The sequence below is a fragment of the Solibacillus sp. FSL H8-0538 genome, from assembly GCF_038003525.1.
Classification (GTDB): domain Bacteria; phylum Bacillota; class Bacilli; order Bacillales_A; family Planococcaceae; genus JBBOPI01.
In genome coordinates this window covers 1,732,233-1,751,513 of record NZ_JBBOPI010000001.1, presented here as the reverse complement: position 1 = coordinate 1,751,513, position 19,281 = coordinate 1,732,233, and the positions used below count along the sequence as shown (strand labels likewise).

Genomic DNA, 19,281 nt, shown 5'->3' with positions numbered 1-19,281 from the left:
CGTTATTGTTCTAGGGCAATTTGTTTTAATTGATTATCGTAATCTCGATACATCTTATAGTAGTGCAAAACATCTTCTACATATTCATCACTATGATTGTATTGGAAGATTGCTTTTTTTAGCTCGCCCTTCGCAACACCGGCTTTGGATAGAAAATTAGCCGCAGAATATACGGCATCCTCAATATTAAATGGATCGGCCTTCCCGTCCCCATTCGCATCGATCCCGTAGCCACCGTATTTTTTTATCATAGCTGGATTCATTTTTTCTCCATCAGCAATTTCTCCTTCGCCAAGACCTTTGCAGGACGGATGTTTCCAACCAACAAACGTACATGGCATAAACTGCATATGTCCTTCTGCACCTACTGGAGAAATAAGCGTTCTCGTCGTTGAAAAACGTGTTTCAATACGATGATGTGCAGCAAGTAGTGTCCAAGGAACTTGATATTTTTCTTCCGCTGCCACATAGATTGGAATATATTCGAGAGGAATTGCTAAATCGAAATTTTCTTGAATTTGCTCGTAAACTGAACGCTCGCCAAACCCTTCAAAGATGGAGAGCTTCCGTAAATCATCCCACGCTAAATATGCCAAAAAATAGACTGTAATCGAAACTGGAATGAGTAATACAATTAAAAACAGCTTCATACTAGGCGAAATGAGTGGTTTCTTCTTCTTGTTATTTGCCATACATGCCACCTATCTTATTTTCTAATCATTATATTATATCGTTGTTGTGTACCATTTTCATAGTTGAAAATATTTTTATTAACAACTAAAATAGAATATTAACAATATTTACATTAAAGGAGCTATATCCCCTATGTGGAAAGATTTTAAAGAATTCGCGATGCGCGGAAATGTAATGGATCTTGCAATCGCTGTTGTAATCGGTGGTGCATTCGGAAAAATCGTTACTTCATTAGTAGAAAATATAATTACACCATTGATCGGTGTATTAACTGGTGGTATTGATTTCAATGATAACTTCATTTGGAAAGTAGGCGACGCGAAAGTCCAATTTGGGGCATTTATTCAATCGATTATTGACTTCCTTATTATCGCCTTTGCAATCTTCATGGCACTTCGACTTTTGAGCAAGCTAAACCGAAAGAAGGAAGAGGTTGTCGCGGAAAAACCTGTAACTGTAATTGATACAAAAGAAGAATTACTAAAAGAAATCCGTGATTTACTAAAAAAAGAGCAAGCCTAACCCTTTCGTCGACTAAAAAAGTCGGCATTTTTTTATTTGGCTACTTTTCCTATCGTATTTACATACTTTTCACAAAACAATGTAATCTCGTATTGTAGCAAGCATAAGAAAGTGTTAAATTGAGTAAATAATCGATACATTCTTAATGTTTCGTAAATTAACAAAGAAAGAGTGATTTCATGTCAGATCGTAAAATTGAAACGAAATTAGTACAACTAGGTAATTTAAGCGATGCCAAAACAGGTGCAGTCAACCCACCGATTTATATGTCAACAGCTTACAAGCATGCAGGAATTGGCCAATCAACTGGCTATGACTACACACGTACCAAAAACCCGACGCGTGATATTTTAGAAAACGGGATTGCCGAGCTTGAAGGCGGCGATGCTGGTTTTGCCTGTAGTTCAGGTATGGCAGCTGTTCAATTAGTGCTTTCTTTATTTAAACCAAATGACGAATTAATCGTGCCTGATGATCTATACGGCGGGACTTACCGCCTGTTTAAAACATTCGCAGAAACGTACAATATTAACCCCGTTTACAACACATTTACATCAGTTGATGAAGTAGCAGCGCTTATTAACGACAATACGAAAGCATTATTTATCGAAACACCTACAAACCCGTTAATGCAGGAAATCGATTTAGTTGCTTATGCGGAGCTAGCAAAAGCGCATAACCTACTATTAATTGTTGACAATACATTTTATACTCCATACTTCCAACGCCCAATTGAGCTTGGAGCAGACATCGTATTACATAGCGCAACAAAATACATCGGCGGACATAATGACGTACTCGCAGGGCTTGTTGTTGCAAAAGGTGCTGAGCTAGTAGAAAAACTAGCATTTGCTCATAACGGTATGGGCTTAGTACTTGCGCCAATGGATTCTTGGTTAATTATTCGGGGCTTGAAAACACTGCACCTTCGCTTAAAACAGCATGATGCAAATGCGAAAAAGGTAGCGGCTTATTTAGAGAGCGAGCCACTTGTGAAAAACGTCCTGTATACAGGTAAAGGCGGTATGCTATCATTCCGTATACAAGAACCTGAAATGGTCAACCCTTTCCTACAAAATATGAAACTAATTACGTTTGCTGAAAGTCTTGGTGGGGTTGAGAGCTTCATTACCTACCCTGCGACACAAACACATGCGGATATGCCGTATGAGGAACGTGTGGCGCGCGGTGTATGTGATCGCCTACTTCGCTTCTCTGTCGGTATTGAAGAAGCCGATGATATTATTGCAGATTTACAACAAGTATTTGAAAGCTTACGAGGTGAATTCGCATGTCAGAACGCATAGAAACAGCGCTAATTCACGGCGCAATTCGTGAAGGCTATGCCGATAAAAAAGGTGCGGTCAACGTGCCAATGTATTTATCGTCCACATTCCACCAAGAATCAATCGATGAGTTCGGTGAGTATGATTATGCACGTTCAGGTAACCCAACACGTGCAGCACTTGAAAAAGCAATCGCTGAACTTGAAGGCGGCGAGCGTGGATTCGCGTTTGCAACTGGAATGGCTGCAGTGTCTGCTTGCTTTATGATTTTATCTGCTGGCGACCATATTGTTATTACCGAAGATGTGTACGGTGGTTCGTACCGTTTTGTCACAAAAGTTCTACCGCGCTTTGGCATTACACATACATTTGTCGATTTTACAGATGTAGATGCAGTACGTGCGGCTGTTCGGCCTGAAACAAAATTAATCTACATGGAAACACCGTCAAATCCAACATTAGGTATTACTGATATACGCGCAATTGTTGAAATTGCACGTGAAACTGGCGCCCTAACATTCCTTGATAATACATTCATGACACCACTGCATCAGCGCCCACTCGAATTAGGTGTAGATGTGGTCATTCATTCAGCGACGAAGTTTTTATCAGGTCACTCTGATATTGTAGCGGGTCTTGTTGTAACGAAGGATGCCGAGCTTGGCGACCGAATTTACTTCGTCCAAAACTCATTTGGCTCGGTACTCGGTGTACAAGATTCCTATACACTGATCCAAAACATGAAAACGACGGCAGTTCGCTTTAACGAGGAAACACGAGTAGCAGAACGTATTGCTAAATTCCTTGAAGTACATCCACTTGTTGAAAAAGTATACTATCCTGGCCTTGCAAGTCACCCAGGACACGACATTCACGCGTCACAATCAACATCAAATGGTGCCGTGCTATCCTTTAGTCTTCCAAGCTATTCGGTTGCAAAAGCGTTTGTTTCTGCGATGAAAATTCCAGTATTTGCGGTAAGTCTCGGTGGTGTGGAATCAATCTTAAGCTACCCTGCCAAAATGAGTCATGCGGCAATGGAGCCAGAAGAACGCGCAAAACGTGGCATTACAGACGGGCTACTTCGCTTCTCTGTTGGGCTTGAAAATGAAGATGATTTACTAGAAGACTTTGCGCAGGCATTAAAAGCTGCCGCTGAGGTTGCAACAGTTTAATTCAGTCGAACGGCGCATGTAAAACAAAAATAGCCTGCTAAATCATTTGTGATTTAGTAGGCATCATTTGAGTTGGACTCAAAATATGTAAATCAACAACTCTCCGCAACATTAACTTTATAATGCAATTCAATAAATTGATTAAACTGTTGTGTACCAATTAAAGTAAGCGATTTTTGTTGGGCAAGTCCTACAAAGAGCGGTACACCTTTCCCTAAAATTACAGGTGCTATTGTGACAATGATTTCATCGATTACATTCGCTTCAAGACAAGCACGCAGTATTTCACCACCACCTACTACCCAAATGGTACGACCTAATTCAGTCTTTAGTGGTTTAATAAAGGATCCTATGTCTTCTTGGATAAATGTTACATGTTGCGTTTGCTCCTGGGGGGTACGGCTAAACACGTAGCACGTTTGATCTTTGTATGGGAATTCGTTTGGTGATTCTCGCCTAATCCAATCATATGTTTTACGACCAATTAGCACACAATCTACCTGTTCCATAAATTTGCCGTAGCCATTATCCCCTTCACCTTCTACTGAATAAAGCCAATCCAATTGCTCGTCTTCCGTCGCGATAAAACCATCCAAACTCATTGCGATAAACATTTTTACCCTTCTCATCACTACACCTCATTTTTAGGATTGCCTGCTTTCAAATAAAGGCTCTGTTCAATGCGAGGGCACTGAAAAACCCCGAAACAGTATTTTTTCATAGTAATTTTATGCTTCTGCTTTATTTTATTCAGAAAGCATTGGTGCGGCGGCGCGAGACTCCTGCGGGAAAAGCAGTACAGATGAGACCCCGCAGGAGCTTTTAGGAACGAAGGCTAAGAACGCCACGTCCTGTGGCAACGCCTTTGTGACCAACATCGTGTTGGCCCGAGGAGGCTCGCCACCGCCCGCGGAAAGCGAGTGCCAGAGCACCAATGACCTATCACTATTTAGCATATACATATTAGAATTTTCAGTAGAAATCAACTTTTTCAGTGCCCTAGTTCAATGCTCAGGTTGATATACTCAAAAAAGTTTAGGGAAATCCTGTTATTAAGAATTCTTTCTCGTTGTTCAACAAACACTTACCTCTGTTATCCAAATTAAGGTTAACTCCCCCAATATTCAATTGTCACTTCTGAATGTTCATCTTCCCAAATAATAAAACCGATATTGATTTTTTCAGAAATAACAATTACATCATCATTCTTTTCAGACATCAACTTGATAATAATGCTCTTACATTCAATCAAAGGCATAGTGAATGCAATTGGATACTCAAGATAAAGGTGATTGCAATCACTAATAGGAAATCTACTTGTTTCTGGGTAAAGTAAAATCTTTTCTTTCTCGTATTTTTTGTAGTAATCAAATAGGAAATCAATCGTCACATTAAGTGTTTCTTCACTATAAGGAAACTTAAAACATTTTATGTCTTCTACTTCTATTTTTTCATATATCGTCTGAAATTCTTTCTCACATACTCGGTAATCAGCAAATTCTTTATCCGAAAGATCTGTGTTATGGCATTTCAATAATTTTTCAATAAGTTGTATTCTTGCTTGTTTTATTTTGTTTTCCCTGAGTAACATCTTTAATTTAATTTCACTTGTATTTGACATAGGATCACCTTCATTTTAACCTTTTATCGCAATAGATGTTCTAAATTCTCTGGCGGCAAAAACACAAACTTGTTCGAAACTAATTCTGCTTTGATTAGACTTACCATTATTCCTAAGAGGATGCTAAACGCCTTGCTCCAAGTTACACTTTAAAATATTTGTACTTATTTTAATAATACCAAGTATCCTTTTAATTCGAACCTAACTAAAAAAAGGCATTTCCCCATATAATAATGGAAAACATACCTTTAAAGATTATGCAAATATTCCCGGGAAAATCGGTAACTTCGTCAACCATCAGCTAATAATTTTTCTACTTTTTTTTGCGAAAAATTCAGTAACCAATGCGTATGCTCGGTTGCTTGAGTGCATCGTATACGTTGGTGCGTATACATCCGCGAAGCCGTGACTTCCAGCGATTCGCACAACTTCTACTTGCTTGCGGGTAAGCGCGGGTATCATTGAATCGACGTTAACCGAAGCCTCGTAGCGCGCGAAAAGGAGTAACGTACGACACTCGGGTGTAATGTCTAAGTAGTCACGAATACGCGTGCCGGAGTACCCGACAATACCACTAATCCCCTCTTGTTCACTACACAGCCAAGCAACTGTAGCCCCAATGCTAAAGCCGACTAGATACACTTCTTTATATTGTGTTTGCAAAGACTGTATGAGGTCTTTCATTTCAGCTGCCGCTCGTTCAAAGCCAACTTCTGTCATAAAATATTGATACGCCTCTGCTTGTTGTTCATAACTAAAAACATTGCCCCCTAATAAGTCTGGACAGACGACATCCATACCATCTTGTGAAAGTCGATTCGCAAAATGATGTATATACTTATTAACGCCGTAAATTTCGTGCAAAAGAATCGTCACTCGTTCGTTTTTTTCACTAATTGTATACATATTGCCTCCAGTAGGCGTGCTACAATCGCACTTGCACTCATCTTAGTATACCTCATTTAACTAAATTCGTCTTCATACGAAGGTCTCAACACGAAAAGTATTAACAAAAAACAGATTAGCAACAGCATTTATTTCATTTCAGTAAATGTACCGAATGTCACGTCACGTAAATCCATTTCCGCATAAATATTTTTGTCCTGATCCATAATGATGACGGTAGGATGCATAAATGTAGTTGGGATGCTTGATTTCTTGCCGTCCGTTGCATGGAACGCCAAAATCTCCTCAAGTGTCGCATCTTCCGGATATGTGAAGCCTCCGAATACATTATTCCAGTGTAATGCAACTGGTCGAACAGTTGGTAAATAATAAAATTCTCGGTCCGTCATAATTTCACCGTTAAATGTGACGTCTCCATCACTGGTCACACTGTAGCGACTATCATTTATATAATTCGTGGCCGTATTATCAGTAATCATAACGCCTTCATAGTCATAATAATAGCGGTATGTCTCCGATTTCGGTGTGCGCACAATTTTGCCGTCCACACGCTTCATAACATAGCCAGTAAACGTATGCTCAAAAATCGGGGTGCTACGCTGATTAAAATTAATGAACACACCGTTATCATCATAATACGGCGTTGAATAGCTAAACTGCTGTCCGGTTTTCGTATTCGTCCACACTTCCTCTGTATAGGCATGCATGAGGAAGAGCGTAACCGATAGTGAACCATGCTCACCCGGACGATACTCAGGGATGATACTTAGTTCTCTATTATTAAGGAACGTATTCACTAGCCTCATTGATGATTCATGAGGTCGTCCAAATAAATCCGTTCCAGTAATTAAAATGTCTTCTTTAATTTGTTCATCACCATTGAATTTCGTATATAAAGACAATGCTTGCTCATCAAACGTAACGGTATATCGTGAACCTTCTATCGTTTTAACAGTCTCGATCCGTGAAAATCCAAGCTCCTCCGCGGTACGTTCGAAGTACAGCACTTGACGATCAAGTTCAATGAGCTCGATCGTTTTCATTAAAAAGGATGCAAAATGAACGCGCTTAACCGTATCTTTTGGCTTAAACTCCGGCACTGTTGAGATTTGCAGTGCATTAAGCGCCTCAATAAAAGGACGTGCCTCTACCTTCGCATTGGTTAAGTCCGTTACATTAGCAGGTAAATCGTATGCGTAATCAATCAGTGAATATTCACGTAAGCTGGATACAAGTCGTTCCAGTACGAGCGCCATATTTTCACGCGTCATCAGTTCATTTGGCTTTAATTTGCCACGTTGCCCTTCGAATACACCCATATCATGTAATAGCGCAGAGTATTTACGGAGCTCACGATCTGGTGTTTCTCTTAGCACGTCATTAAATCGGTCGCCCTGTTCCCAGTTTGTCGGTACTTGCATGAGACCACTTGCTTCTACATAACGCCCCATCATCTTCACTACTTGACCACGCGTGATATTGGCGTTCGGTGAAAAGGTTGTGGCAGACGTTCCTTTAATAATATTACGCGCAGCTAAATTGAATACTTGCGCTTGTGTATCTGTTGCATAGCCTTGTATATCAGCAAACTTCTGTGCATGCGCAGTTGTCGCTACAATATTTGATACAAAAAGTGCCATTAATACTAGTACAATCTTACTCTTCATTCTTTCAATACCTCTTCTACTTTGACAATGGCACAATCATATCACGAACGATATATATTTAATATAATTTACGGATAATAGCATATTTTAACAATTTCATTTCTCGGGATGACTCACTTCAACTTTAAAAGTGTTCGGATCCAAATTGAATTTGCTAATCATCTCGTGATAAATCTGATTTACTTCCTCTTGTTTTTGTTCCGTCACTTCTTCGGTACGTGGAATAATCATTTGAATTCGAATATCCTCTTTCGAATAGATCATTCCAACAGTTTGAAAGTTGTTGTAGCCTACTTTTTTCAACTCTTCCCCGACTTGGTCAAAGAAACCGTCTTCTTCTTGAAGAAGTGATAGAAAATCATCTATTTCTCTTTGTTGCTCTTGAGAGATTTGAGGTACACTAGCTTTTTCTACACCCTGCACATATATAAAAACTGTCGTTAGTAATAACAGGACAACTGTTAAACTGATTAGTTTCCCTTTTATCAATCGCACACCTCCAATTCAAGGTATGAGAAAGTAAACGTAGAAATAACCTAGTTAAGGCATCCGGTTATAAGCAATGACGCCGCCACAGATTGTCATTACCACATCCCATGCTTCATTTACAATCGTCATGTCCGCATCATAGCCCTGCGCAAGTACGCCCTTTGATGCAAAGTTTAATTGCTTTGCGGCATTATACGAGGTCATTTGAATTAACTCTTGCTCGCTACAGTTCGTAATTGTCCGCATATTTTTCGCAGCCTGTTCCATTGTGACAATACTTCCTGCAAGTACCCCTGTTTCCAGCCGTGCAGCATTATCCTTAACAATCACCTTTTGTCCAACTAATTCATAATCCCCAGCCAGTAATCCTTTTGCGCGGATCGCATCTGTAATAAGGATGATGCGACTTGCCCCCTTACAGCGATAAGCCAACTGTACGGCCTGCTCGCTTGAATGAATGCGGTCGACAATAAGTTCTGTTGTCAGAGCATCTTCAATGAGAGCAGCACCAATTGCATGTACGTCGCGGTGATGGAGAGGGCTCATTTGATTATATAAATGAGTGACTTGCTTGGCGCCCGCTTTAATTGCCACGTTCATTTGTTCATAAGTCGCATCCGTGTGCCCGAGCGAGATAATGACTCCCTGCTTTGAAAAGTGCTTAGTAAATTCTAAGCCTCCCTCTTGTTCCGGCGCTATTGTTGTAACAAGGATTTTATTGCCACTTTGGTGTTGCCACGCCTCCATTAATTGAATGGACGGTAGCTGAATATGTTCAATTGGCTGGGCGCCTGCTCTTTTTGGTGACACAAATGGTCCCTCTAGGTGCACACCGAGTAAACTTGCCTCACCGATTTCTTGTTCGAATTTTGCTACTGCTTTTAGCGCTTCACCAATTGCATTAGGTGAGTGTGTCATCGTCGTGGCAAGAAAGCTTGTCGTTCCTTCCTGCGGTAACACCTTCGCCATTCCGTGTAGTGCTTCTTGCGTCGAATCCATGACATCATGTCCGTTCGCTCCATGTATATGAATATCAATAAAGCCTGGCACAGCTAGCAGTTCTTTATCCGAAAAGTCAATTTCCATATGCGCTAATCGTTGTAATTGATGCCCACATTCACTGATTTTCCCGTCTTCTATATATACATCTTGTCGCAACGCTGCCTGAAATGCATTACCTACAACGATATTTTTTAGCAATAAGGTTGACATCGATGTGCCCTCCACTCCATTTTTTGTTATAGTGAATTTACAAATAATTGTAAACTATTTCTAAGTTAGGTTGTGAATAAATATGTATGCATTGCAATCCCTATTTCCATCCTTACGTATATTTCCAAACTTTCCGACTGAACATGAAGCTTGCTATATCTTTTTCAATGCCGCACAACATGTATGGATTACCATATCGAAACAAGAAGTGACTGAACGAGATTTCCAGCTTTTATCGTCTGTTTGGGACGTGCAATCGAAAAAGAACTATTCGCCTTGGGAAGCATTTTTGTTAGGTGAGAAAGCGGCGCCTATTGCCATCACAGAACAAATCCGCGTCCTCCAAATTTTTACACAGCAGCCAGTCAATGTAGCGGAACTGCAACAAGCGACAGCGGCTTTCTTTGAAAATGCACTTACCTTTGTGTCATTATCTCCTAGCTTTAATGTACTTATTGAACGTGACAGCGCACAAATAAGCGACCAAGAGTTAGAGGCTTTCCTATTAGTCCTAGAGGGTGATTTTTTTATCCATGCCACGCTTTATATCGGCAAATTTCATACTTGTGATGCAACATTTGCACAGCGTTTTGCACGCGAGCATCGCTGGTATCGTGAAGCGAATATCGTTTCTACTGCTAAACGACTTGTGACAATGGAATTTTTACTTGCGTCGCATTTAACCTCTCAAATGACCGACGATACAAAAGAACTATTACAGTCAGAAATTCTACAAAAAATTCAGGAGGATGATACATTATTACATACCGTTCGAACATTTTTTGAGCAAGGCTTGAATGCGAGTACAACTGCTAAAGCACTTCATTTACATCGCAATACACTGCTATACCGCCTTGCAAAATTTCAAGAGCTAACAGGCATTAATATTCGCCAATTTGATGGAGCACTCGCTGTTTATATGGCGAGCTCGCTATCAAAGTAATTTGCACAATGATGAAGCTTAAGTTTTATGCAATATGCCCATTTTTCCCAATTACTAGTTATGGTACGCTCTTTTAAAAGGGAGATGGTAAAAGTGAATATGCTAGAATTTGACCATTTATATAAAACGTATCCAGACGGTTATGTTGCCGTAACGGATTTTCATTTAGAAGTAGCACCGGAGGAATTTATCGTTCTTGTTGGGCCTTCGGGTTGCGGAAAGTCTACTACACTGCGTATGGTTGCAGGCCTCGAAGATATATCTCAAGGCGAACTCCGGATCGAAGGAATACGTGTCAATGATGTGCAACCGAAAGACCGTGATATTGCGATGGTTTTTCAAAACTATGCCTTATACCCCCATATGAACGTCTATGATAATATGGCATTCGGTTTAAAGCTTCGCAAACTGTCAAAAGATGCAATTGACCAGCGCGTTCGGAACGCAGCAGACATTTTAGGATTACAAGATTTACTGACGAAAAAGCCAAAATCATTATCTGGTGGGCAACGTCAGCGTGTAGCTTTAGGCCGTGCAATTGTCCGTGACGCAAAGCTTTTTTTAATGGACGAGCCTCTATCTAACTTAGATGCGAAATTACGTGTCCAAATGCGTTCTGAAATTACGAAACTACATCAACGATTAAAAACAACAACGCTCTATGTGACGCATGACCAAACAGAAGCGATGACAATGGCAACACGCCTTGTTGTCATGAAAGATGGCTATATTCAACAAATTGGTTCACCCCGCGAAGTTTATGATTTCCCTGAAAATGTATTTGTTGGTGGCTTTATCGGGTCCCCTGCCATGAACTTCTTTAAGGGGATTGTCCAAGGTGAATCGATTGAAATCGGCTCATCTAAAATTCAAATCCCTCCTGCGAAATTGCCGCTGCTTAAGGAGCAAAACTACATCGGGAAAGAGATTATTTTCGGCATCCGTCCGGAAAATATCTCAAATGACGCAGAAGCATTTACGCTGTTTCCACAGGCAGTTGTCGATGTAAAGGTGCAAGTTGCCGAATTAACAGGTGCAGAAATTATGATTTACACTGCACTCGATGACCAATCCTTCGTTGCAAAAATCAATGCGGACTCTACTGCAAAACCAGGTGACAATATTCAATTAGTGTTTGATTTAACGAAAGCGCATTTCTTTGATCCTGAAACGGAAAAACGGATTCGATAAAAGAACAATAGACTTGGATCTACTGTAATTAGTAGAACTAAGTCTTTTTTTGAGGGGAATATGAAGTGCTATATTTTTTGCGATTACCTTAATTGTTTAATTATATAAAATATTGAATCCTATCAGTATTTTTTATTTCCATATTTGGTTGAAAAACCTCGGACACGATTTTCAAAAAAGCTTGTAATGTATTAGTTTTATAACTGTTTTTCTTTACAACTAAGCCAATTTTCCAAGGGATATACTGACTACCAATCTCTTTTACACTTAGATGCTGTATATACATTTCAGTTAGCGGTCTTGGTACAATAGCAACTCCTAGCTCATCACGAACTAATGCCATTAGCAAGTCCCACTGCGTCGTACTATATGCAATATTCGGTACAAAGTTCTCCCTACGACAGCTATCAATAACGATCTGGCGCAAGGCAAATGTAGCATCAAATAAAATCCATTCGTCATGTTGTAGCTGTGCTAATGTAATTTGGTGTTCATCTTTTAAGAAGTGTTTTTTGGGCAAGCACGCAACAAACGGCGCTTCAAAAATCAACTGTTCCTCTAGTTCCTTACTTTGTGTAGGTATTACGACAAAAGCTACATCGACTTCACCCTTTTCAACGAGTTTTTCGACACGCAAACCACCTTCTTCGACGATTTCAAGAGTAACTTCCTTAAACTCAAAGAGAAAGCTTTCGCCACTTGTGGAAAGAAAAAGGTACCAATAATTTGAGGAAGGCCGACTTTTAGATGCCCTTTAACATGTTCATTCATATCTTTAAGCTCGATTTTTAACTCCTTCATTTGTTGTAACATTGTGACCGCTTTTTCATAGACAAGTTGACCTTCATTAGTTATTCGAACGATCCGATTTGATCGCTCAAAAAGAGTTGCGCCAATTTTTTTCTCCAGCCTTTGAATTGTTTTCGATAATGCTGGTTGTGCGATAAATAGCTGCTCACTTGCCATTGAAAAGCTTCCACATTCGACAATTATTTTAATTACTTCTAACTCTCTTAAATTCATCGTATTCCCCCATTATTCCTTTTTGGCATATTCAATATGGCTATCATATATTTTACATTATAAATGATTAAACTTACAATTTTATGAAAAGGAGGGATTTAGTTGTCAATATGCAAAGTTGCTGTAGTTCAGGCAGGTTCAATCGTGATGAATAAAGAAAAATGTATCGAGAAAGCAATCTCTTTAATCCAAGAAGCCGGGGAGCAAGGGGCAAATATTATTGTTTTTCCTGAAAGTTTTATCCCAGCATATCCACGCGGAATGAGCTTTGGAGCAGTGGTAGGGAGTCGCTCTCCTGAAGGTCGCAATGATTTTTTACGTTACGCAAAGAATTCCATTTTAGTTCCAGGTCCAGAAACCGATCAATTAGGAAAAGCAGTGAAAAAAGCAGGGGCCTATACAGTCATTGGTGTCATTGAACGAGATCAAGAAACAAGTGGTGGCACATTGTATTGTACCGCTATTTTCTTTGGACCAGATGGCACATTGCTTGGTAAGCATCGCAAATTAAAACCAACAGGTAGTGAGCGACTTATTTGGGGTGAAGGGGATGGCAGTACACTCCCTGTTTTTGACACACCTTATGGCAAAATCGGTTCTCTCATTTGTTGGGAAAACTATATGCCACTAGCACGTGCTGCTATGTATGAAAAAGGCATTCAAATTTATATCGCACCAACTGCTGATGCACGCGAAACCTGGTTTTCTACTATGCGCCATATTGCAATTGAAGGTCGTTGCTTTGTATTATCGTGCAACCAGTATAGTACGAAAGAAATGTACGAGGAAGATTTATTGGAAACAGAAGACATGCAAAAAATGCCTTTTGAAATTACGCGCGGCGGCAGTTGCATTGTCAATCCACTTGGCGAATTTTTAGTAGAGCCTGTATTTGGAAAAGAAGACATTCTATATGCCACGTTGAATTTAGACGACATCACACGTGGACATTTCGATTTTGATGTAGTGGGACATTATAATCGCAAAGATGTATTTCAATTAATCGTTAATGAAGAACCGCAATAGATCGCCTTTATGAATACTCGTCTATATACTGTTTACTTATAGCATGTGCACCGGGTACCGACATCGAAGTAAAAAGCCAGTTCTTGAACGATACATCGTTCAAGAACTGGCTTTACTACTTTATCGACTTTTTCAGTACCCTCACCTTTTACAATTGATCTTCGTAGTAACTACGCCAAATACGCATCTCTTATTTCACTATTTTCGATGAGATCTGAACCTTTTCCACTTAAGACGATCTCACCATTTTGAATAACGTAACCCCTATGTGCAATACTTAATGCTTGGTACGCATTTTGCTCAACTAATAGTATCGTCATTCCGTCCTTATTTAACTTCGTAATAATGTCGAAAATTTGTTCAACAATGATTGGAGCTAATCCCATTGATGGTTCGTCAAGCATTAATAGTTCCGGATTCATCATTAAAGCACGTCCAATGGCGAGCATTTGTTGTTCACCGCCGCTCATTGTTCCTCCCTTTTGATCAATCCGACTCTTAAGTATAGGAAAATATTCGAAAACCATTTCCATACGCTGGTCAATTAAATTCTTTTTATTAACAGAAAAAGCACCCATTAATAAATTCTCTTTTACAGTCAAGGTAGAAAAAATCTTTCTTCCTTCTGGGACATGTGCCATTCCTAACAATGTTGTTGTATGAGCTGGTTTATTTGTTATGGCCTTATCTTTATACAGAATAGAGCCCGATTTGACTTTTGCCAAACCACTAATAGATTTCAAAGTTGTGGATTTCCCCGCACCGTTACTCCCTATTAAAGTAACAATCTCGCCTTGGTTTACATTAATACTGATTCCTCTTAATGCTTGTATTCCACCATAGAACGTTTCTATATTATTCACTTGTAGTATCGACATCTATTATTCACTCCCTTAGACCAATTGAGCAGAACTTTGAGCTTGAACAGCACCTGAACCTAAATAGGCTTCAATTACTTTCGGATTCGTTCTGATCGCTTCTGGGTTTCCTTCTGCAATTTTTTCTCCATGATCTAGCACAATAATATGCTCAGATATTTCCATTACTAATTTCATATCATGCTCAATTAACAAAATCGATACATTAAATTCTTTGCCCATTTGCTTAATGATTGTGGTTAATTCAACTGTTTCTTTAGGATTCATCCCAGCAGCAGGCTCATCTAATAATATTAATTTCGGCTCTGTAGCGAGTGCACGTGCAATTTCGAGTTTACGTTGTGCACCATAACTTAAATTACATGCCTTTTCATTCAATAAATGCGCAAGGTCGAAATACTCCAATAAACGATACGCTTCCTTTTCAGCTTCTAATTCTTCTTTTTTCGTACCCGGAAAATTTAATAGAATACCTAGTAAATTCGTTTTTAAATGTGTATGCATCCCTACAAGTACATTTTCAAGAACTGACATCTCCCCAAATAGTCGTATGTTTTGAAATGTCCTAGCAATGCCTTTTTTGGATACTTCGTCAGGTTTTAGTCCGACCACTGACTTTCCCTCTAATTTAATGTCACCAGATGTTGGCTGATAAACACCTGTAATCATATTAAAGAATGTCGTTTTACCAGCTCCATTGGGTCCAATAACGGCCGTAATAGAGCCTTCTTCAACACTCATCGTAACATCTTGATTGGCTGTCAGGCCTCCGAATTTTTTCGTTAAATTAGTTACCTCTAAAATCGGCATATCCATCACCCTTACCATTGGATTTTTTCTAATCAGTCCTTACTGAGTTCTTTTGAGGTGTTTCACTTTTCAATTTACTTGCATCAAAGATTTTATTTTTCGCGGGAATTAACCCCTTAGGTCGATACAACGCAAACGCTACAAGTATAGCTCCGAAAATGAATTTTTGCATTTTTGATGGAGACAATGCTTGAGGAATGGAGATGATACCGGTATTCGTCAACTGATTTACCCAGTTCGTTAATTCTGTGAGTACTTGCAAGTTTAATATCGTAACTACAGCTGCACCTAGAATTACTCCAGGTACACTTCCCATCCCCCCAAGTACAACCATAACCAAAATCGTAAACGACTCCATTAATGTGAAACTTGTTGGGTCAATGAATGCTTGTTTCGCAGCGAATACTACGCCCATTACACCCGAGAAAGAAGCACCTAGCGCAAAGGCCATTAACTTCGTTTTAACGAGTGGAATCCCCATTGCTTGCGCGGCAATTTCATTTTCACGAACAGCCTTCCATGAACGCCCTAACTTCGACTGCTCTAATCGATTGACCGCAAAAAGAGTAAATAATAAAATAACGAGCGTCACAAAATAAAAATGATTCGGAAAAACAAGTTCAAATCCAAAAATTTTCGGTGGAGCAATAGATGAAATCCCCATTGCACCTCCTGTAAAATTGACTGGTCTATCCGCATTGTTAAATAAAATCCGAATAATCTCACCGAATCCTAATGTTACAATCGCTAAATAATCCCCTTTTACTCGAAGTACGGGAATACCAATCAACACGCCGGCTATGGCAGCAACGATACCACCGATGATTAAGAACATCCAAAAACTTTCTCCACCGAGAGGGTAGGTTCCAAAAGGCATGAAATTTGAAGCTTGGGATGTTGCAAAAATACTATATGAATAAGCGCCAACTGCGAAGAAAGCAACAAATCCTAAATCAAGCAACCCTGCCATCCCGACAACGATATTCAGTCCCAATGCCATCGATACATAGATACCAACCATCGTTGCAACTTCCATATAGGAGTGGAAAGCTGGACCACCACTAGACGCGAATGGAATCAAGATAAACAGTAATGCTGCAGCCATTATCCATTTCGTTAAGTTTTTTAAATTCATATAATGAAGGATCAATAACGAAGATAATAATAATAAAAATGCAATTACCGATTTTTTAGAAAAATACAAAGCGGATGATGTCACGACAATAAATAAAGTAAATAATATTAATTGTGACCATTTTTGCTGTAAAAATAATGTCCATTTCCCCTTCATAACAGCCACCTACACTTTCTCGGCCACAGGTTTACCTAATAAACCTTCTGGCTTGAAAATAAGTACTAATATTAATATCGAGAAGGCGAAAACATCTTTATATTCAGCCCCAAATACACCACCTGTTAATAGGGATAAGTTAGAAGAAGCAAACATTTCTAGAACCCCCAATAACAGACCACCAAACATCGCACCGCGAATGTTTCCAATACCGCCTAAAACAGCCGCAATAAATGCTTTCATCCCTAAAATAAAGCCGATAAATGGGTCAATTGTTCCGTATTGAACCGCAAATAATACACCTGTCGCTCCACCTAAAGCGGAACCAATAAAGAACGTAATAGAAATTACTTTATTTACATTAATAGACATCAATGCCGCTGTGTCCCGATCTAAAGCGACTGCTCGCATCGCAGTTCCCCATTTTGTTTTGTTTACAAAGTAATCAAGAGAAAGCATTAAGATAACGGCAATCACAAGTACAATTAAAAATGAAGTCTTAAAACTAGCATCATTAAATACACTTGAAATAGAAGATGCTTTAAATGTGATTTGATCTCTAAACATTGATGGACCTGTCACAATATAATTTCCATATGATAATTCAGCAATAAAACGAACAACATCTTGTAAAACAAACGAAATACCAATTGCTGTAATCAGAGGAATTAACCTCGGCGCACTTCGAAGTGGGCGGTACGCAACTCGCTCAATTCCCATTCCAAGAACACCTGTTATACACGCTGTCACAACTAGTACTAAAATCAGAACGATAATCTGAGGAATTGCCGATGCCCAGCTCATGCCCATTATTAAAATAAATAACGCCGTACCAATAAAGGCACCTGACATAAAAATTTCCCCATGCGCAAAATTTATTAACTGTAAAATACCATATACCATCGTATAACCAAGGGCTACAACAGCATACACAGCACCCAATGTCAGTCCGTCAATTAGTACTTGAGGTAGACTTTGTACCATTTCTAGAAACATAATACCCCTCCTGACTCATCTGATAGAAATAATGCGTAGTTCTCAAAATCGAAAGAAATCCTATACTTTCTATCTAGTAAAAATAAAGGTGTTGAGATAAGACAGCCTCCCAACACCTTTGAGGATTATTAATTAGAAACTAACTTCCCCTTCTAACACACCTGGATACACAGGCTCATCAAATTTAAATAAATAAATTTTCGCGTTTACGTTGTCCCCTTTTTCATCAAACGTAACATTTGCAAGTGCACCTTGGTAATCCTTTGTTGCACGAATTTTTTCAGCTACCTGTTCTCTTGTAGGAAGTCCGCCATCATTTTCTTCAATAGCTTGTTCAACGGCATTTAAAATAACACCCATTGTGTCATACCCATATACTGAGAACGCTTCTACCTTTTTGTTGTAAGTAGATTCATACTTTTCAACAAATTTTAGACCAGATTCTGATGATGCAGTCGAACCGGCAACTGATGTAATAAATGTATTTACGACGGCATCACCCGCAATATCTACTAAACCAGAAGAATCTAGTGCGTCTGCCCCCATAAACGGTATAGTAATCCCTTTTTCACGTGCTTGTTTTAAAATAATTCCAGCTTCAGAATATAACCCACCGAAATAAATTAAATCAGGTTTTTTAGAAAGCACTTGGTTTATTACCCCGTTAAAATCTTTCTCTCCAACTGTAATTCCTTCAAATGCTAAAATTTCAGCACCTAATTGTTCCGCAGCACCTTTGAATGCCTCTGCAACACCCGTACCAAATGCTGTTTTATCCTGAATAATAAAGATTTTCTTAGCCCCTAAAGTTTCTATAGCATATTTCGCAGCAGCAGGTCCTTGGGCATCATCACGACCGACAATTCGGTTAACAGTTTTCAATCCACGATCGGTTACATCAGTCGCCGTGGCACCTGGCGTCAACATCGCAAGGTTGTATTTGTCATATACTTCAGAAGATGGAATCGCAACACCTGAGTTGTAATGACCGACAATGGCTAAGATTGATTCATCTGCGCCAATTATGTTCGCATTGGATACACCTTTTTTAGGATCCGATTGATCATCATATGTTTCAAATTGGAGTGTATAGCCTAACTCTTTGAACTTCTCAATTTCTTCATCTAACTTCAATTGCGCACCAAGTCGTAAAGATTCGCCAGTAACTGACACACCACCTGATAATGGTAATTGTCCAGCAATTTTAATTACCTTTGTATCCTCTGTTGCTCCACTACCATTCGAACCTCCTGAGCTTGAAGTTCCACTTGAATCAGAAGAACAAGCCGCCAATATCCCCATACTTAGTAAGCCAGCTGAAAGTAAGGAAAAAGATTTTTTTAGTCTCATAGTATACCCCCTATTTTTTCTCTTTCTAGTTTAGCAACTAGATTTAATTAGTATAATTTTGAATCTAAAAATAATCAGCAATGTTGTCAGATGTTCTCACACACTTTTTATTTCGACATTATTCCAGTCGATAAATGTCGAATTACACCGATTTCTTTGTAAGGAATATTAACATACTATTCCATAATATTGTTGCATCACA

20 protein-coding genes are annotated in these 19,281 nt (G+C 39.2%); 6 read left to right on the top strand and 14 right to left on the bottom strand.

Annotated features, from left to right (window positions below; all coding sequences use genetic code 11):
• Positions 1–2 precede the first annotated feature (2 nt).
• Positions 3–692, bottom strand: a complete 690-nt coding sequence (locus MHH87_RS08240) for a lytic transglycosylase domain-containing protein (protein ID WP_340748834.1) — start codon at positions 690–692, stop codon at positions 3–5.
• A gap of 133 nt (positions 693–825) precedes the next feature.
• Between MHH87_RS08240 and mscL the strand changes: the two genes are divergently transcribed.
• The 3 genes from mscL (at position 826) to MHH87_RS08225 (ending at position 3,676) form a co-directional block, all read left to right on the top strand.
• A complete protein-coding gene (gene mscL, locus MHH87_RS08235) occupies positions 826–1,215 on the top strand; it encodes a large conductance mechanosensitive channel protein MscL (protein ID WP_340748833.1) in 390 nt (129 codons plus the stop codon).
• A 179-nt stretch (positions 1,216–1,394) separates the two neighbouring features.
• Positions 1,395–2,522, top strand: coding sequence for a methionine biosynthesis PLP-dependent protein (locus MHH87_RS08230; RefSeq protein ID WP_340748832.1), 1,128 nt, complete (start codon positions 1,395–1,397; stop codon positions 2,520–2,522).
• Complete coding sequence (locus MHH87_RS08225; protein ID WP_340748831.1) at positions 2,507–3,676, top strand: aminotransferase class I/II-fold pyridoxal phosphate-dependent enzyme; 1,170 nt, start codon at positions 2,507–2,509, stop codon at positions 3,674–3,676. Before MHH87_RS08230 ends, MHH87_RS08225 begins: the two co-directional genes overlap by 16 nt.
• A gap of 92 nt (positions 3,677–3,768) precedes the next feature.
• Here the strand turns inward: MHH87_RS08225 and MHH87_RS08220 are convergent, their stop codons facing one another.
• The 6 genes from MHH87_RS08220 to nagA form a co-directional block, all read right to left on the bottom strand.
• Positions 3,769–4,305 (bottom strand): dihydrofolate reductase family protein, encoded by a 537-nt coding sequence (locus MHH87_RS08220; RefSeq protein ID WP_340748830.1) that lies wholly within the window; start codon positions 4,303–4,305, stop codon positions 3,769–3,771.
• 479 nt (positions 4,306–4,784) lie between these two features.
• Positions 4,785–5,297, bottom strand: a complete 513-nt coding sequence (locus MHH87_RS08215; RefSeq protein WP_340748829.1) for a hypothetical protein — start codon at positions 5,295–5,297, stop codon at positions 4,785–4,787.
• 297 nt (positions 5,298–5,594) lie between these two features.
• Positions 5,595–6,203: a dienelactone hydrolase family protein gene (locus tag MHH87_RS08210; RefSeq protein WP_340748828.1), complete on the bottom strand. Its 609-nt coding sequence runs from the start codon at positions 6,201–6,203 to the stop codon at positions 5,595–5,597.
• A 128-nt stretch (positions 6,204–6,331) separates the two neighbouring features.
• Positions 6,332–7,870 carry an S-layer homology domain-containing protein gene (locus tag MHH87_RS08205; RefSeq protein WP_340748827.1) on the bottom strand — a complete coding sequence of 513 codons (1,539 nt, stop codon included), beginning with the start codon at positions 7,868–7,870 and terminating at the stop codon, positions 6,332–6,334.
• 96 nt (positions 7,871–7,966) lie between these two features.
• Positions 7,967–8,359: a hypothetical protein gene (locus tag MHH87_RS08200; protein ID WP_340748826.1), complete on the bottom strand. Its 393-nt coding sequence runs from the start codon at positions 8,357–8,359 to the stop codon at positions 7,967–7,969.
• A gap of 51 nt (positions 8,360–8,410) precedes the next feature.
• Complete coding sequence (gene nagA / locus MHH87_RS08195; RefSeq protein WP_340748825.1) at positions 8,411–9,571, bottom strand: N-acetylglucosamine-6-phosphate deacetylase; 1,161 nt, start codon at positions 9,569–9,571, stop codon at positions 8,411–8,413.
• 82 nt (positions 9,572–9,653) lie between these two features.
• Here nagA and MHH87_RS08190 point away from each other — a divergent pair, with 82 nt between their 5' ends.
• On the top strand, positions 9,654–10,514 hold the full coding sequence (locus tag MHH87_RS08190) for a PucR family transcriptional regulator (protein WP_340748824.1): 861 nt from the start codon (positions 9,654–9,656) through the stop codon (positions 10,512–10,514).
• Between the two features lie 93 nt (positions 10,515–10,607).
• Positions 10,608–11,705, top strand: a complete 1,098-nt coding sequence (locus MHH87_RS08185; RefSeq protein WP_445683085.1) for an ABC transporter ATP-binding protein — start codon at positions 10,608–10,610, stop codon at positions 11,703–11,705.
• 100 nt (positions 11,706–11,805) lie between these two features.
• Here the strand turns inward: MHH87_RS08185 and MHH87_RS08180 are convergent, their stop codons facing one another.
• Together MHH87_RS08180 and MHH87_RS08175 are read right to left on the bottom strand one after the other, a co-directional pair.
• Positions 11,806–12,342 (bottom strand): LysR substrate-binding domain-containing protein, encoded by a 537-nt coding sequence (locus MHH87_RS08180; RefSeq protein ID WP_340748823.1) that lies wholly within the window; start codon positions 12,340–12,342, stop codon positions 11,806–11,808.
• Positions 12,300–12,728 carry a LysR family transcriptional regulator gene (locus MHH87_RS08175; RefSeq protein WP_340748822.1) on the bottom strand — a complete coding sequence of 143 codons (429 nt, stop codon included), beginning with the start codon at positions 12,726–12,728 and terminating at the stop codon, positions 12,300–12,302. The genes MHH87_RS08180 and MHH87_RS08175 overlap by 43 nt, the downstream gene beginning before the upstream one ends.
• 102 nt (positions 12,729–12,830) lie before the next feature.
• Here MHH87_RS08175 and MHH87_RS08170 point away from each other — a divergent pair, with 102 nt between their 5' ends.
• Complete coding sequence (locus MHH87_RS08170) at positions 12,831–13,754, top strand: carbon-nitrogen hydrolase family protein (RefSeq protein WP_340748821.1); 924 nt, start codon at positions 12,831–12,833, stop codon at positions 13,752–13,754.
• 170 nt (positions 13,755–13,924) lie between these two features.
• Here MHH87_RS08170 and MHH87_RS08165 read toward each other — a convergent pair whose 3' ends face one another.
• The 5 genes from MHH87_RS08165 to MHH87_RS08145 form a co-directional block, all read right to left on the bottom strand.
• Positions 13,925–14,632, bottom strand: coding sequence for an ABC transporter ATP-binding protein (locus MHH87_RS08165; RefSeq protein WP_340748820.1), 708 nt, complete (start codon positions 14,630–14,632; stop codon positions 13,925–13,927).
• A 15-nt stretch (positions 14,633–14,647) separates the two neighbouring features.
• Positions 14,648–15,442 carry an ABC transporter ATP-binding protein gene (locus MHH87_RS08160; protein ID WP_340748819.1) on the bottom strand — a complete coding sequence of 265 codons (795 nt, stop codon included), beginning with the start codon at positions 15,440–15,442 and terminating at the stop codon, positions 14,648–14,650.
• Positions 15,443–15,470: 28 nt separating this feature from the next.
• Positions 15,471–16,733: a branched-chain amino acid ABC transporter permease gene (locus tag MHH87_RS08155; RefSeq protein WP_340748818.1), complete on the bottom strand. Its 1,263-nt coding sequence runs from the start codon at positions 16,731–16,733 to the stop codon at positions 15,471–15,473.
• Positions 16,734–16,742: 9 nt separating this feature from the next.
• A complete protein-coding gene (locus MHH87_RS08150) occupies positions 16,743–17,729 on the bottom strand; it encodes a branched-chain amino acid ABC transporter permease (RefSeq protein WP_340748817.1) in 987 nt (328 codons plus the stop codon).
• Between the two features lie 132 nt (positions 17,730–17,861).
• Positions 17,862–19,079 (bottom strand): branched-chain amino acid ABC transporter substrate-binding protein, encoded by a 1,218-nt coding sequence (locus MHH87_RS08145; RefSeq protein WP_340748816.1) that lies wholly within the window; start codon positions 19,077–19,079, stop codon positions 17,862–17,864.
• Between the last annotated feature and the right edge of the window lie 202 nt (positions 19,080–19,281).

What these genes read in the sequence shown, in the direction of transcription:
- MHH87_RS08230 (WP_340748832.1), top strand. Translation starts at nt 1,395, where the DNA reads ATGTCAGATCGTAAAATTGAAACGAAATTAGTACAACTAGGTAATTTA.
- MHH87_RS08145 (WP_340748816.1), bottom strand. Translation starts at nt 19,079, where the DNA reads ATGAGACTAAAAAAATCTTTTTCCTTACTTTCAGCTGGCTTACTAAGT.
- MHH87_RS08150 (WP_340748817.1), bottom strand. Translation starts at nt 17,729, where the DNA reads ATGTTTCTAGAAATGGTACAAAGTCTACCTCAAGTACTAATTGACGGA.
- MHH87_RS08210 (WP_340748828.1), bottom strand. Translation starts at nt 6,203, where the DNA reads ATGTATACAATTAGTGAAAAAAACGAACGAGTGACGATTCTTTTGCAC.
- MHH87_RS08160 (WP_340748819.1), bottom strand. Translation starts at nt 15,442, where the DNA reads ATGCCGATTTTAGAGGTAACTAATTTAACGAAAAAATTCGGAGGCCTG.
- MHH87_RS08220 (WP_340748830.1), bottom strand. Translation starts at nt 4,305, where the DNA reads ATGAGAAGGGTAAAAATGTTTATCGCAATGAGTTTGGATGGTTTTATC.
- MHH87_RS08165 (WP_340748820.1), bottom strand. Translation starts at nt 14,632, where the DNA reads ATGTCGATACTACAAGTGAATAATATAGAAACGTTCTATGGTGGAATA.
- mscL (WP_340748833.1), top strand. Translation starts at nt 826, where the DNA reads ATGTGGAAAGATTTTAAAGAATTCGCGATGCGCGGAAATGTAATGGAT.
- MHH87_RS08190 (WP_340748824.1), top strand. Translation starts at nt 9,654, where the DNA reads ATGTATGCATTGCAATCCCTATTTCCATCCTTACGTATATTTCCAAAC.
- MHH87_RS08225 (WP_340748831.1), top strand. Translation starts at nt 2,507, where the DNA reads ATGTCAGAACGCATAGAAACAGCGCTAATTCACGGCGCAATTCGTGAA.
- MHH87_RS08205 (WP_340748827.1), bottom strand. Translation starts at nt 7,870, where the DNA reads ATGAAGAGTAAGATTGTACTAGTATTAATGGCACTTTTTGTATCAAAT.
- MHH87_RS08175 (WP_340748822.1), bottom strand. Translation starts at nt 12,728, where the DNA reads ATGAATTTAAGAGAGTTAGAAGTAATTAAAATAATTGTCGAATGTGGA.
- MHH87_RS08215 (WP_340748829.1), bottom strand. Translation starts at nt 5,297, where the DNA reads ATGTCAAATACAAGTGAAATTAAATTAAAGATGTTACTCAGGGAAAAC.
- nagA (WP_340748825.1), bottom strand. Translation starts at nt 9,571, where the DNA reads ATGTCAACCTTATTGCTAAAAAATATCGTTGTAGGTAATGCATTTCAG.
- MHH87_RS08240 (WP_340748834.1), bottom strand. Translation starts at nt 692, where the DNA reads ATGGCAAATAACAAGAAGAAGAAACCACTCATTTCGCCTAGTATGAAG.
- MHH87_RS08155 (WP_340748818.1), bottom strand. Translation starts at nt 16,733, where the DNA reads ATGAAGGGGAAATGGACATTATTTTTACAGCAAAAATGGTCACAATTA.